A 15,360-nucleotide genomic window follows, 5' to 3' on the forward strand; every position below is an offset into this window, starting at 1 on the left:
CTTGTTAAAGAACATGTGAACAACATGCATACGTGTGAATTTTACAGATAGGATTTTATATTCAAGGACTATATCTTTTAAATACGGCCATATTAATTTCATGCTCTTTTGAACAATTGAAAGACCGTTACTGCTTTGTCTTAAAGCAGTGCTGGACTGGTTTTACCTATAAAGCTGTGGAAAAATAATAATGATATAATTGCAACCCAACCAGCCAGTTAGACCGTATATATAGGAATAATAGGAACCGCTATTTACCGACAGCCACAAAAGAATCTACCGGTACAAACATTAACATTACTGCAGTTAACTGAATACACACCATGTTAACCAGTGAATTGTCGTGCCGGGAAAAACCTAAATCATGGGAAAAATGAAAATTATCGGAGCTACTCCCTTTGAAAAACCGGACGTAGGGCTTGTATTGGCACTGCTCAAAGCCAAAGCCTTCCCTGTACTTCAACTGGGCCGTGATAAGCAGCAGGCACTCGAAGCGCTGGCCACCCTTACTGCACGAACTGACGCCCCCTTTGGCGTATGCTTTACAGATGAACGCCTTGCCGGCATAACCCTACCGGCACAAGTATCACTGGCCATCATGCCCTATGGCATGAAAATTACCCTGCCCAAAAATGTACAGTTATTTTATCAGATATTCAGCGTAGGCGAAGCGCATAAAGCCAAAGCTGCGCATGCGAATGGTATTATCATTAAAGGCAATGAAGGCGCAGGCAGTGTGAGCGATGAATCTTCCTTTATACTCTTTCAACGGATTATCCGCGAAATAAGCGGTTTGGATATTTGGGTACAGGGAGGTATAGGTTTACATACCGCCGCTGCTGCAGCTGCTTTAGGCGCTACCGGCGTGGTGCTGGACAGCCAGCTGGTATTGTTCCCGGAGTGCAGCGCGCCCGCGCCCATTAAAAATATATGTGAGAAGCTGAATGGCAATGAAACACGCGTAGTTGATCATTACCGGGTATTAGTGCGCCCGAACTCGCCCGCTTTGCCGGAAAAGATCAGCCAGACAGCGCTTGTACCTTATCTCGATACATTAGACCTTGACAAAGGTTATCTGCCGCTTGGGCAGGATATAGCCATTGGTATAGATCTGGCACAGCGGTTCAAAAAGCTGAGCCGCCTGGTGTTTGGTCTGCAGGAAGCAGCCCATGGCCATTTACAACAGGCCAAAGCATTAAATGTATTACGTCCCGGTAATGCATTGGCTACAGAACTGCAGATCCCCTACCCCATTGCACAAGGCCCTATGACCCGTGTAAGCGATGTACCCGCATTTGCCGCGGATGTTGCCAATGCGGGCGGGTTGCCATTTGTAGCATTGTCTTTATTAAAAGGAGAAGCTGCGCGCGCGTTGATCCGGGATACCAAAACCCTGGCCGGGGATCGTTCCTGGGGAGTGGGTATACTGGGGTTTGCGCCGCCTGAGTTACGTGAAGAACAAATTAACTATATCAGGGAAGAGAAACCGCCTATCGTATTGATAGCCGGCGGACGGCCCTCACAGGCAAAAGCCCTGGAGCAGGATGGTATCAAGACCTTCCTGCATGTACCTTCTACTTCCTTACTGGATATGTTCATTAAAGAAGGCGCTAAACGTTTTGTGTTTGAAGGCCGGGAATGCGGCGGGCACGTAGGCCCGCTATCCAGCCTGGTATTGTGGGAGCGGCAGGTAACGCGCCTGCTGCAGGAAGAAAACCCGGAACAGTTCAGCGTATTCTTTGCAGGCGGTATACACGATCCGCTTTCCGCGGCCTTTATTGCCGTACTGGCGGCGCCGTTAGCAGCCAGGGGCGCAAAGGTGGGCGTGCTGATGGGCACCGCTTATATCTATACCCGCGAAGCGGTGAGCAGTGGCGCTATCCTGCCACAGTTCCAGGAACAGGCTATTACACAAAAAGATACCATCCTGCTGGAAACAGCTCCCGGTCATGAGACCCGTTGCCTGTATACTCCCTTTGCAGACCAGTTTAGCGAAGAAAAAGAACGCCTGCAAAATACAGGCGTAGATAAAAAAGAGATCTGGGCGCAACTGGAGCAACTGAATGTAGGCCGCCTGCGTATAGCCGCCAAAGGCATAGAGCGCCGGGGCGATGAACTGGTAACCATTGCGGAAACAGAACAGTTGCAGTCCGGCATGTATATGATAGGCCAGGTGGCCGCCCTACGTGACCGGATCGTATCCATTGCAGATTTACACAGCGCCGTAGCGGAAGGCAATTATACGCTGATACAGGACGCCGCTCTACCCGTAGCGCCACAAGCGCCGGAAAAAGCGCTGAATGTGGCTATTGTGGGCATGGCCTGTATTTACCCCGGCGCCAGGAATATAGAAGAGTACTGGCGTAATATCCTGATGGGTAAGGATTGTATTACGGAAGTGCCGGATGAGCGCTGGAACAAGTCCTTGTACTATGATCCTGCTTCTAACAACGGAGAGAAAACACCTTCCAAATGGGGTGGTTTTATTCCCAAAATAGATTTTGACCCGGTACAATTTGGTATACCGCCGCAATCACTGGCAGCCATCGATCCTTCTCAGCTGCTAAGCTTACTGGTGGCCAAACAGGCATTGGATAATGCCGGTTATGGATCGCTGAACATAAACCGCGAAAATATATCCGTGATCATTGGCACAGAAGCAGGTACAGACCTGGCCAATAGTTATGGCTTCCGCTCCCTGTTCACCCAGATCTTTGGCGAGATACCGCCAGAGCTGGACGAGGCGCTGCCTAAATTAACAGAAGACTCTTTCCCCGGCGTGCTGGCCAACGTGATCTCTGGCCGTATCACTAACCGCCTGGACCTGGGCGGCCGTAACTATACCGTAGATGCTGCCTGCGCCTCTTCCCTGGCTGCCATTGACCTGGCCTGCCAGGAACTGGTAATGGAAAAATCAGACATGGTGATAGCCGGCGCGGCAGACCTGCACAACAGCATTAATGACTACCTGATGTTTGCCAGCACCCATGCCCTCTCCCGCCAGGGCAAGTGCGCCACGTTTGACGCCAATGCAGACGGCACCACGCTGGGAGAAGGCATTGCCATGATGGTACTGAAAAGATATGACGACGCTAAACGTGATGGAGATACGATCTATGCGGTGATCAAAGGCGTGGGCGGCTCCAGCGATGGTAAGAGCCTTGGCCTCACAGCGCCGCGTAAAGCCGGGCAAACACGCGCATTGGAGCGTGCCTATGAGCAGGCAGGTATCTCCCCCGCGGCTATAGGCCTGCTGGAAGCGCATGGCACCGGCACTGTGGTAGGCGATAAAACGGAACTAGGCGCAGTTTCAGACATGCTGTTACATTCCGGGGCCACCCGGGCGCAAACCTACCTGGGCTCTGTTAAAACGCAGATAGGCCATACTAAATGCGCCGCCGGTCTGGCTGGCCTTATTAAGGCTGCCTTATCCGTATACCATGGCGTAAAACCGCCTACCCTTCACCTGAAAACGCCTAATAGTTTCTACAACGCACAATACAGCCCTTTCGCCTTTAATACACAGGCCGGCATATGGACGGAAGATAAACGGGTAGCCGGCATCAGCGCTTTCGGTTTTGGCGGCACCAATTTCCATGCGGTAATAGAAAATGAGCACAGTGTGCCCCAGCCGGCTACGGCCCTGGGCGCCTGGCCAACAGAGCTGTTTGTATTCCGGGGCGATAGCTATGCCGCGGCACAGGAAGGACTGCACCAAGTAAAAGCCTTATTGGAAAAGAATGATCAGCTACCGCTGAAAGATATCGCTTACAGCCTTTATAAATACCACCCAACAGCGCCCGTGCAGCTGTGTATTGTAGCAGACAGCCCGGAAGATCTTTTGCTGAAGCTGGACCTTGCTTTATCTGGCGCTGCTACCAATGGCGTATACATTACGCAGCAGCTCGAGGGTAAAGTAGCCTTCCTGTTCCCCGGACAGGGCAGTCAGCGTGTGAATATGGCCCGCGACCTATTTGTAGCCTTCCCGGCTATGCGCCGCCTGTTAAAGGATAAACCGCAGTACGAACAGGTATTGTTTCCCCCGGCTGTGTTTGATGAAGCCACTGCTAAAGCGCAGAAAGCTGCGATCAAAGATACCCGTATGGCGCAGCCCCTGCTGGGTATTGTAGATATGGCCATTGCCAGCTTCCTGCAGGAACTGGGCATTGTGCCGGATATGCTGGCAGGGCATAGCTACGGAGAGCTGCCCGCTTTATGTTTTGCGAAAGTATTTGCAGAAGACCAGCTGACCAGCTTGAGCGAAAAACGCGCGGCCGCCATACTGGACGCCGTAGGCGCAGATAAAGGCGCAATGCTGGCCATCAGCTGTAAAGAAGAAATACTGAAAGAGGCGGTTACCGATGTGGAAGATGTGTGGCTGGTGAACCATAACTCGCCCTTACAGTGGGTAGTGGCGGGCACCACGCCTGCTATCAAAGCCCTGTCAGAGAAATTACAGGCTGCGCATATCTCCTTCCAGCCGCTCGAAGTAGCCTGCGCTTTCCATAGCCCTTTACTGGTAGGCGCTAAAGCGCTGTACAGTGAGGCGCTTAGCGATGTTACATTTAATACCCCTGCCCTGCCGGTATGGTCTAATACCACAGCGGCCGTATATCCTACAGATCCTGCGGCTATCAAAGAAAGACTGGCCAACCACCTGGTAGCGCCGGTGAAGTTTACAGAAGAGATAGAACAGATGTATGCACAGGGCGCCCGTATATTCATTGAAGTGGGGCCAGGTAAGGTGTTAAGCAATCTTACCAGGGCTATCATTGGCGAAGATGATCTGATACTGCATACAGAAGATAAGGACCAGCCAGGCATTTCGCAGCTGCTGCATACCATTGCCAAATATATGGCCAGCGGACGCGCCGTACAGCTGGACAAACTATTTGAAAGCCGCGCCGCCCGGAACCTGGACCTCGATGCGCCGGAACAATATAAAAAGAGCAGCACCATCTGGCATGTAAATGGCCAGCTGGCCGTACCGGCTGTTGGTAAGCTGCCGGCTCATGGCGCATTACCTATTGTAACGCCGCTGCAGCTTAAAAGCACGGCTACGCCCAATACGGTGGTTATTAACCAGGGCGGCGCAGAGCAGATGGTAGCAGCTTACCTGAATAGCGTAAAACACATTGTACAGGCACAACGGGATGTGATACTGGGCTACCTGGGCCATACACCACAACATTTTAATAACACGGAACTGCCGGACCTTACGCCGCGCAAAACCATCCCGGTACAAACGCCGGTCAGTGGCAACGGCAATGCTTATACCAACGGCGCGTACAGTAATGGCAACGGCTATACCAACGGCAGTTATAGCAATGGTAATGGCCATCATCCCGCTGCTAACGGTGCGGTTATCACACCGGCTGCAGTAGTGGTGAAAGATGTAAAAACTATCCTGCTGGCGGTGATCAGCGACAAGACCGGCTATCCAACAGATATGCTGGGTATGGAAATGGACCTGGAAGCAGACCTGAGCATCGACTCCATTAAACGTATGGAGATCATTGGCGAGCTGAAAACCCGCCTGGGTGGTTTTAACAGCAATGGCAGCAGTGATGAAGCCGTGGTGGAACAACTGGCGGCTATCAAGACGCTGAAAGGTCTGGTGGATTGGTTAACGGCTAATGGCGGTGAAGCGGCGGGGGGCGTGACCGCAGGCACGGTGATGGCAGAAATACCAGCAGCAACGGAAGCAATAGCTGCACCTACAGATCCGGCCAGCAAAGGCTGGAGCGACGCTGAGCTACAAAACATCCTGCTTAACATTGTCAGTGAAAAAACCGGCTACCCCACAGATATGCTGGGTCTTGAGCTGGACCTGGAGGCAGACCTGAGCATAGACTCCATAAAACGTATGGAGATCATAGGCGAGCTAAAGACCCGCCTGGGTGGCCTGCAACAAGCCGCTAATAAAGGCGAAGAGCTAACGGAACAGCTGGCCGCCATCAAAACCTTACAGGGCCTGATCAACTGGCTGGTAGAAAATACCCGCAGCCATTTTGAACCGGTACAGGAAGCCCTTAAGATCATAGAGCAGGGCTTTGTAAATGGGGTAGAAAAAGAACAGCTTTCCCGCCTGCGTTTTGAGCTAACGCCATCCCTGCTGCAACCGGCAGATCATGCACAATTGGCCGGGATAAGATTTGCCATTACGGACGATGGCGGACCAGTGGCCATTGCGATACAGCAACTGCTGGAAGCACAGGGCGCCACGGCTAATATTATCCATGATACGGATACGCTGGACGCTTATCAAGGTCTTATTATACTGGATATTTTCTCTTCCCCTAAAAGGAACGATATCATCAGCTCCTTCTCCATGGTAAAGAAGCTGGACTTTGAGAAAGTGAAATGGGTATATGCTCTTTCCGATTTTGACGGCCATTTGGGCCAGGATGCGGACCTGCAACTGTTACAACATTTCCAGGGCTATACCGGCTTCTTTAAAAGCCTGGATAAAGAATATGAACATACCAAATGCCGTACCATCAACCTGGCGGATAAACTAACGCCGGAGAGGATAGCCGCCATTGCGCTGGATGAGATCCTGCATCCGGAAGGGCCTGCAGAAGTGATCTATCATAACAACACGCGGCAAACCAGGGAACCGGTACCCTCACAGCTCACCATTGGCGGCACGCCGGATATACAGCTGAACAAACAATCTGTAGTGCTGGTATTGGGCGGCGCCCAAGGTATTACTGCAGAGCTGATGATCCGCTTTTCCAAGGAGTATCCCTGTCATTATATCCTGGTGGGCCGCTCCCCCGATCCGCGTAAGGTAGCGCAGGAAAGCTATGCATCCCTGCAAACCAAAGACGAGATCCGCCAGTACCTGGTATCACAGGGGCAACTGAAAAAGCCGGCGGAGATAGAGAAACGCGCGGCAGAGATCCATAAGAATAACCAGATCCTGCAAACCCTTAGCTCACTGGAGCATAACGGCGCTACGGTAAGCTACCACTCCCTTGACCTGCGTGATGCAGATGGGTTGCGCGCCTTTATACAAGGCGTGTACAAGGAGTATGGCCGTATAGATGGCGTAGTGCATGGCGCCGGCCTGCTGGAGGATAAACTGTTCCACCAGAAAACGCCGGAATCCTTTGAGCGCGTATTTTCTACCAAGGTAACACCGCTGCGTGTACTGGCAGAACAACTGAAAGCGGACACGCAGTTTGTGATCCTGTTCTCCAGCGTAGCCTCTGTATACGGCAACCGCGGACAAACTGACTATGCTGCCGCCAACAGCGTAATGGACCGTTATGCCCGGGTATTGCAACAGCAGCTCAAAGCCAAGGTGATGGCCATTAACTGGGGCCCGTGGAAAGGCGCCGGCATGGTATCCGCCTCGCTGGAAAAAGAATACGAGCGCAGGGGCATTGCACTGATCCCCCTAACAGATGGTATGGAAACATTTATTGATGAACTGAAATATGGCAACGAAAGCCAGGTATTGATCATGGCGGGGAGTATCACCTTTTGAAAAAAACAGCACGGATGAACGACAATGTAGATGTAGCTATCATAGGCATGTCCTGCATATTCCCGGGCGCCGGTGATGTAGCTGCTTTCTGGAAAAATATCATCAGCAAGGTAGACGCTATACAGACCGTACCGGAGCACCGCATGGAAAGCATGTTCTTTGACGGCGAAGTAGCCGTGGACCGTTTCTATTGCCGCCGCGGTGGATTCATAGACGATTTTGCAGAATTTGATCCCATACAATTTGGTATACTGCCCCTGGTGGTAGACAGTACGGAACCCGAGCAATTGCTGGCGCTGAGCCTTGCCTATAAGGCCCTGGTGGATGCAGACGTGTTTGAGAAGCAGCTGCCGCTGGAACGCGCCGGTATTATCATTGGCAAAGGCAATTATCCTGGTCCGGGCGCTGTGCGGGGCATTGAGATCATCCGCACGGGCGAGCAGATCGTACGCGTGTTACAGGACCTGCTGCCTAATCTCACGCCCGAAGAGCTGGACCGGGTAAAAAAAGAGTTCCAGGTAAAAAAAGGCCGCTTTGAACCGGATACAGCCATGGGGCTGATCCCTAACCTGGTAGCCTCGCTGGTGGCCAACCGCCTGAACCTGGGCGGCACCGCCTATACGCTGGATGCTGCCTGCGCCAGCTCGCTCATAGCCGTAGAACATGCCATGCAGGAACTGAACAGCCGCCGTGCGGATCTGATCATAGCCGGCGGCGTACATGCCTCTCAAAACGCGCCTTTCTGGAGCATTTTCACCCAGCTGGGCGCACTCTCCCGTGAACAAAAGATACGACCCTTTGACCAGCGCGCGGACGGTGTGCTGATAGGCGAAGGCTGCGGTTTTGTGGTACTGAAAAGATTAGAAGACGCCATCCGCGACGGGCACCGCATCTATGCCGTAATAAAAGGCGCAGGCGTAAGCAGCGATGGCGCAGGAGTAAGCGTGATGAGCCCCTCCGTAAAAGGACAGGCCCGCGCCATACAACAGGCCTGGCAGCAAGCCAAAACAGATCTTAACAGCATAGGTTATTTAGAGGCCCATGGCACCGCTACGCAGCTGGGCGACAAAACAGAGCTGGAAACATTACAACAGGTATTTGGTAATGATGCCGCGCTGCCTAAAGCTGGTATTGGCACCATTAAGTCCATGATAGGGCATGCCATGCCCGCCGCCGGTATAGCGGGCCTTATTAAAACGGCCCTGGCTATTTACCATGGTCAGCTGCCTCCTACCCTGCATTGCGAAGAACCGCTGCCTTTTATGCAGCAAACGCGTTTTGCGCCGGTACAGGAGGCCATGCCCTGGGATGAGAGCGGCCTGCCGCGCAGGGCCGGCATCAATGCTTTTGGGTTTGGCGGTATTAATGCGCATGTGGTGCTGGAAGACCTGGCGCTGAATACTACGGTTGGTAAAAAAAGCTTTAATGGTATTGGTACTACCGTACAGAAAGACCCGGTACTGCTGCTGGCTAGGCATAGCCAGGCAGCCCTGTTAAACGCCTTAGAAACCAATGACACCACCACTGGCGAGGGGAATTACCGTATTGCGGTATTTGATCCCAGCCCTGAACGTATACAACGCGCCATTAAGATCGTAACAAAGAATAAGCCCTGGCGTAACCGCCAGGACATCTGGTATACCAATGAGCCACTGCTATTGAAGGGCGGTAAGACCGCTTTCCTGTTCCCCGGGCTGGATGCTTTATCAGGTGGGGAAACGGCCAGTGTGGCCAGCTACTTTAAGCTGCCGGGATTGCCCCGCGCAAATGGCGCTGGTACTAATGGCGTATTAGGCGCTGCCCAGCAACAGATGGAAGACTGCGGTATACTGGACGCCGCGCTAAAACAGCTGGGCGTACAACCAGATCTGAATGCCGGGCATAGCCTGGGTGAATGGCTGGCCGGCCGCGCCGCCGGTATGGTGGAGGAACAATCCTTGCTACAACTACAGGAACAGCTGGATCCCGCCTTATTTGAACAAAAGAACGCCACGTTTCTAGTGGCCGGCTGCGGGTACGAAAAACTGCAACCTTTGCTGGCAGCCGCTAAGGATATCTATCTTTCCATTGATAACTGTCCGCAGCAGGTGATCCTTTGCGGCGCTAACGCGGCGGTAGAACAGTTCGTGAGCACCTTAAAGACGGAACAGATCTTTTACCAGGTGCTGCCCTTCCAATCCGGTTTCCACTCCCCTTTTGTGCGGGAAAAGCTGGACCTGCTGCTGGCCGGTATGCAGCAATTGCAGTTCCGTAAAGCGCAGGTACCGGTATGGTCCGCCACCACTTTAAGCACCTATCCGGAAGCCGTGGCAGATATTCGGGAGCTGAGCGTAGAACATCTTTTACAACCAGTACGTTTCCGCCAGCTGATAGAAAAACTTTATGACAGCGGCGTACGGATGTTTATACAGGTAGGCGCCGGCGGCCTGATAGGTTTTACAGATGATACGTTAAAAAATAAGGACTATAGCGCAGTAGCCGCCAGCGTACCCACCCGCAGCGGTATACAGCAACTACAACGGGTGCTGGCCGCCTTGTTTGCCGAAGGCCAGGCAGTAGATACCGCATTTATGGAAACGGCAGCTACCGCGGGCAAAACCGCCCAAAAGACCGGCGCGCCGGTAAAGCTGAAATTAGGCTCTCCTATCTTGCGGGAACTAAGCGCCCTTAAAGAATTATCCATGCCGGCTACCAGGCGCGAAGCCGTTCCGGAAACAGCTGGCTCTCCCGTAATGCAGGCGCTGCTGGACAATTTTGCAGAGATCTCCGATATACAAAGCTCCCTGCTGGAAATGTTCCACCAGAAGGGCAATACGCATAATGGCACTAATGGGCATAGTGCTACTACTTTATCCAGTCAGCCAAAAACACTGCAACATCCCCTGGATATATCCCTGCAAAGCCATCCTTATCTAACAGATCATTCCCTGATACGGCAACGGCCCGGCTGGCGCTATGCGGAAGATATGGAGCCGGTGATCCCCATGACCATGATACTGGAACTGTTTGGCGATATAGCACAGGCCCGGCAACCGCAATTACGGGTACAGAAGATCCAGCAGGTAAAAGTATTCCAATGGATGAATGTAGCCAGCCCTTTCCGTGAGACCGTTCATGGCGAATGGAAAACCGCAGACCGGGTATACCTGAACCTGGAGAAATACGCCAATGCGGAGGTACAACTGTCCACCCAATACGGTACGCCCGACAGGACAAGCGCGGATCTTGGCGCGCCGCTGGATCTGCATATTATGCCGCAGCAGATCTATAGTCAGCGTATGTTCCATGGCCCCGCCTACCAGGGCATCATAGAAGTATCTGTAATAGCAGAAAAAGGCATCCGGGGCAAGATCACCGGCGGCGCAGGCAAAGGCTCCCTACTGGATAATGCCGGCCAGCTGTTTGGCTTATGGCTGCAGCTTACCCTGCCAAAGGACCGTATTGCCTTTCCCGTGAAGATCCAGGAAGTGGAGTTCTATGGCCCTATGGAAGACCAGACGGGTTTGTTTGAATGCACCTGTGCGCTCACCTCTCTTAACGATGAATTTGCCTTTGCAGACTTTATACTGCGGCGGGATAATAAAGTATGGGCCATTATCCGGGGCTGGCAGAACCGCCGCCTGGAAATAGACGAGCGCCTGTGGAATGCGCTCATATCGCCTGCACATCCGCTGTCCACAGAGATCGTGCCCGGTGTTTTTATGTTCCATAACGCCTATAACCGCGTAAACTCCTGGGACTTTATCGTAAAACGTTATTTTAACCAGGCAGAAAAACAGCATCACAACAGCTTATCCCTGCATAAGAAAAAAGAATGGGTGATCAGCCGCGTAGCGGTAAAGGATGCGGTAAAAGCCCTGCTCTTCCGCAGCCATAATGAACAATATTACCCGGTGGAGTTTGCCATTCAATCTAATGAAGTAGGACAACCATTTGCCACGGGCGATATGATCCAAAACCTGCACATCTCCCTGGCGCATAAAAATACGGACGCCGTAGCCATTGCCCGTTACGGACAGCCCGTAGGCATAGACATAGAGGAGATACGGGAGCATAATACCGCCTTTAAAGAGCTGGTATTTGATCCCGCGGAACTGGCCCTGCTGGGCGACCGGGACCAGCCGGAATGGCTAACCCGTTTCTGGGTAGCCAAGGAAGCCTATGGCAAATACCTGGGCAAGGGGCTGCAGGGCAATCCCAAAGGTTATAAGGTAAGCGCCATCAATGGCGACACCCTTACCATTAACGATGTACTTATTCATACCATACACTATAAAAACTACATTATCGGATGGACCAGTTAACGCACCCTACCCAATTACAGGAAGAAGAGATCCTGAACGTCCTGAAACAATTCATTACGGAAGTGATAGGCGAAGAATTTGTGGAAGACATAGATATCACCCCGCAAAGCTCCTTTACCAAAGACCTGGAAATGGACAGCATTGAGATCGTGGCCTTTTCAGAAAAAGTGAAAGCGCATTTTGGCAAAGACATTGACTTTACCGGCTGGCTGTCCAATATGGACCTGGACGAGATCATCAACCTGAACCTGGGCGATATTACCAAATACATCCGCTCATGCCTGTAGTGGCACTCCCACATACCCGCCTGCATGTGCAGGAAATGAATGCCGGCGCACCGGAAACAGTGCTGCTGGTGCATGGCATGTTCACCAACCTGTCTATCTGGTATTTCAATATTGCGCCGCTACTGGCGCAACATTTTCATGTGGTGCTGTATGATCTCAAAGGCCATGGCATGAGCGATAAAGCAGGCAGCGGTTACGGGCTGCAGGTCATGAGCGAAGAACTGCTGGCGCTGATGGATACGCTGCAGCTGGATACCGTACACCTGTGCGGTTATAGCTACGGCGGGCTTATTGCTTTACAGACCGCCATCCATCACCCGGAAAGGATCAAACGGCTTGCGGTGATCGAAAGCCCTGATCCGCAGGAACAGGAGACCATGAACATCGTGGACATTTACAGCAAAGAACTGTTGACCCACTTTGTAAACGGACAGCCTGCCGGCGCTGGCGCGCCACTGGGCAAAAGACAACTGGAACGCCGGCACCGGATGTATGAGTTCCTGCTAAAGGAAAGCACCATCCGGCAGGACATGCAGCAGGAGCAGCATTTCTTTGAACAGGCGGCTATCACCCGCATTCCGCATGATACGCTGCTGATCTATGGCAGCGACTCTGATTGTGTGCCGGCCGGACAAGCCCTGCAGGAAAAGATCAGCCGCGCCAGCCTGTTATATGTGAATGGCGACCATAACATACCCGTGCAATCCCCTTTTGTGATTGGCGAGGCGTTACAAGACTTTTTCGTAAACGGTCCGGTGAAAAACACAACGGCCGCTTACGTAACTGATAAAGCAGACCTGAACATTAACCTATCCTAACGACAAAGCCTATGGCAAAATTTGTTTTTGTTGTACCTCCCTTAACGGGCCATATCAACCCTACCCTGAGCGTGGGCGCTGAGCTGCTGCTGCGCGGGCATTCCGTTGGCTGGATAAGCCTGGAGCCCGGTTTACAGGAAAAGCTGCCGCCCGGCGGCCAACTGTTACTGATAGACTATAAAGCCGGTGATAATGCGGATGAACAGCCTTATCTCGACGCCATACAGCAAAAAAATGTATATGGCGTGGAAAGCATCAAGTTCCTGTATGATGATGTGCTGATCCCCCTGAACCGGCATATGTATGCCGGTATCCTGCATTGGCTGGATGCTTTTGAACCCGATGTAGTGATCAATGACCATGAATTGTTTGCCGGCGCTATGGCGGCTGTAAAACGCGGCATCCCTTATGCCACGGCAGTAACCGCCCCTGCAGCTGTACGGGCCATGGATGATCTGCCCAAGGTGAAGGAATGGGGCGATCAGAAGATCATGGCATTACAACAGTCCTTAGGGCTGGAGGCGGAGTATCCCATCCAGTGTTCTGATACCATGACGCTGGTATTCACCTCTAAAACATTCTTTGGCGATACAGACCTGCCGCCTGCCTACCGTTTCCCCGGCCCGGTGATACAACACCGCCCGGCGGCCATCCCGTTTGAATGGGAACGGTTTTACCATATGGGCGCGCCGCATAAAGTGCTGGTCTCTATCGGCACCACCTTTGACCATACCTACAAAAAGGAATTCTTTAGTAAGGTAATTGCCGCACTGGGTAACGAGCCCCTTACGGCCGTGGTAGTATCTGATCCGGACCTGTTTGACAGCTGGCCGGATAATTTTATTGTACAGCCCAAAGTACCGCAGCTGGCCTTACTGCCCCATCTGGATGCGGTGATCTGTCACGGCGGGCATAATACCGTATGCGAAACCATTTCGCATGGCTTGCCCCTGGTGGTGATCCCTATTGCGTATGACCAGTCGTTTGTAGCCGGCTGTGTTACGGCTACGGGTTGCGGCCTGCGGCTGAACTTTAAACGTTTTAAACCGGATCATCTGAAACAGGCGGTATGGGAAATATTACAGGAACCTTCTTATACCAATGCCGCGTTGCAGGTAAAACAATCCTTTGAAGCAGCCGGCGGCACCGCTAAAACGGCGGATCTGCTGGAGCAATGTGCGAATGTGCTGATATGCTAATACCCATCATTCATTGTACCCCGTATGTTAAAAAAACTATTACGCATGGCTAAATATTTATTTGTCGTTCCTCCCTTCTTCGGGCATATCAGCCCCACGCTAAGCGTGGGCGGCAGCCTGCTGGCAAAAGGGCACCAGGTGGTATGGACCGGTATCCAGGAGATTGCCGCCGCACATGTGCCGCCCGGAGGCCGTTTTATAGTGCCGCATGCCGAACTGGAGGAATATTTGCCGGAAATACAGCGCATCCTTAAAAGACAGGATGATGGCCCGCACATTACCGGTGCGGAAACGCTGAAGCTGGCTTTGGAAGAGACCTATATCCCTTTTTGCCGTTTTCATATGAAGGGTTTATCCCGTATTGTGGATGAGTTTCAGCCGGATGTGATCGTGAGCGATTGTATTACGTTTGCCGGCGCCCTTTGCGCCCATATAAAAGGCATACCCTGCGTCACCACTACGCCGGTACCGCCAGATGTAGGCGGCGACGCCATCAGCGCGCCTAAGATCCATGCCTGGTGGCAACAGCACATACTGCGTTTACAGCAGGAGTTTGGCGTATATACACCGGAAAGCGTAGTAAACTCCAACCAGATGAACCTGGTCTTTACCTCGCAGGAGTTTGCCCGGATCCTGGAGCCGCCCACACAGCTCAAATTTGTAGGTCCCGTAAAAGGCAGGCCTAATGATACCCCGTTTAACTGGGAACGGCTACGCGCCGCTACCACGCCTAAAGTATATGTATCCCTGGGCACGCTGCTGGTGGATATCCGTAAGGAGTTCTTCAGCAAGCTGGTAGAAGCGTTTGCCGGGGAACCACTGACCATTGTGGCTGCTACCCCGCCGGAGATCTTTGAGCAATGGCCGGATAATTTTATTGTACAAGGGTTTGTGCCGCAAACACAGCTGATGCCGGAGATGGACGCCGTGATCTGCCATGGCGGGTTTAATACGGTGAATGATACCTTCATGAATGGCCTGCCCATGCTGATCACCCCTATTGCGTATGATCATTTCCATACCGCATCACTGATTGAAAAAGCAGGCTGTGGTATTAAACTGCGCTACAAACGGTTAAAGGTGAACGACCTCAAGACCGCCATGTGGGAAATATTGGACAATCCAAAATACCGCGCAGCGGCGCGCCATGTACGGGATACCTTTATCAGCGCCGGCGGCAATGACAAAGCAGTGGAACACCTGGAGGCTTTTGCGGCCGCCAACAGTTTGACGATGGCTCAAAAATAAAACCCATTA

At 52.3% G+C, this 15,360-nt stretch carries 6 protein-coding genes; all 6 read left to right on the forward strand.

Annotation, left to right across the window (positions count from 1 at the left end):
- The first annotated feature begins 364 nt into the window (after window positions 1-364).
- From F0L74_RS24155 to F0L74_RS24180, 6 genes are read left to right on the forward strand one after another with little or no spacing between them, the layout of a single operon-like run.
- The gene (locus tag F0L74_RS24155) at window positions 365-7,495 is read left to right on the forward strand and encodes a type I polyketide synthase (RefSeq protein ID WP_149840480.1); all 7,131 of its coding nucleotides are present in this window, start codon (window positions 365-367) and stop codon (window positions 7,493-7,495) included.
- A gap of 14 nt (window positions 7,496-7,509) precedes the next feature.
- A complete protein-coding gene (locus F0L74_RS24160) occupies window positions 7,510-11,799 on the forward strand; it encodes a type I polyketide synthase (protein WP_149840481.1) in 4,290 nt (1,429 codons plus the stop codon).
- A complete protein-coding gene (locus F0L74_RS24165) occupies window positions 11,787-12,086 on the forward strand; it encodes an acyl carrier protein (protein WP_149840482.1) in 300 nt (99 codons plus the stop codon). Before F0L74_RS24160 ends, F0L74_RS24165 begins: the two co-directional genes overlap by 13 nt.
- Window positions 12,077-12,904 carry an alpha/beta fold hydrolase gene (locus F0L74_RS24170; RefSeq protein ID WP_149840483.1) on the forward strand — a complete coding sequence of 276 codons (828 nt, stop codon included), beginning with the start codon at window positions 12,077-12,079 and terminating at the stop codon, window positions 12,902-12,904. The genes F0L74_RS24165 and F0L74_RS24170 overlap by 10 nt, the downstream gene beginning before the upstream one ends.
- An 11-nt stretch (window positions 12,905-12,915) precedes the next feature.
- Complete coding sequence (locus F0L74_RS24175) at window positions 12,916-14,103, forward strand: glycosyltransferase (RefSeq protein WP_149840484.1); 1,188 nt, start codon at window positions 12,916-12,918, stop codon at window positions 14,101-14,103.
- 45 nt (window positions 14,104-14,148) lie between these two features.
- Window positions 14,149-15,351: a glycosyltransferase gene (locus tag F0L74_RS24180; RefSeq protein ID WP_149840485.1), complete on the forward strand. Its 1,203-nt coding sequence runs from the start codon at window positions 14,149-14,151 to the stop codon at window positions 15,349-15,351.
- The last annotated feature ends 9 nt before the right edge of the window (window positions 15,352-15,360 follow it).

Source organism: Chitinophaga agrisoli (assembly GCF_008386695.1).
In the GTDB taxonomy this organism is placed as follows: Bacteria; Bacteroidota; Bacteroidia; order Chitinophagales; family Chitinophagaceae; genus Chitinophaga; species Chitinophaga agrisoli.

What these genes read in the sequence shown, in the direction of transcription:
- F0L74_RS24155 (WP_149840480.1), top strand. Translation starts at nt 365, where the DNA reads ATGGGAAAAATGAAAATTATCGGAGCTACTCCCTTTGAAAAACCGGAC.
- F0L74_RS24160 (WP_149840481.1), top strand. Translation starts at nt 7,510, where the DNA reads ATGAACGACAATGTAGATGTAGCTATCATAGGCATGTCCTGCATATTC.
- F0L74_RS24165 (WP_149840482.1), top strand. Translation starts at nt 11,787, where the DNA reads ATGGACCAGTTAACGCACCCTACCCAATTACAGGAAGAAGAGATCCTG.
- F0L74_RS24170 (WP_149840483.1), top strand. Translation starts at nt 12,077, where the DNA reads ATGCCTGTAGTGGCACTCCCACATACCCGCCTGCATGTGCAGGAAATG.
- F0L74_RS24175 (WP_149840484.1), top strand. Translation starts at nt 12,916, where the DNA reads ATGGCAAAATTTGTTTTTGTTGTACCTCCCTTAACGGGCCATATCAAC.
- F0L74_RS24180 (WP_149840485.1), top strand. Translation starts at nt 14,149, where the DNA reads ATGGCTAAATATTTATTTGTCGTTCCTCCCTTCTTCGGGCATATCAGC.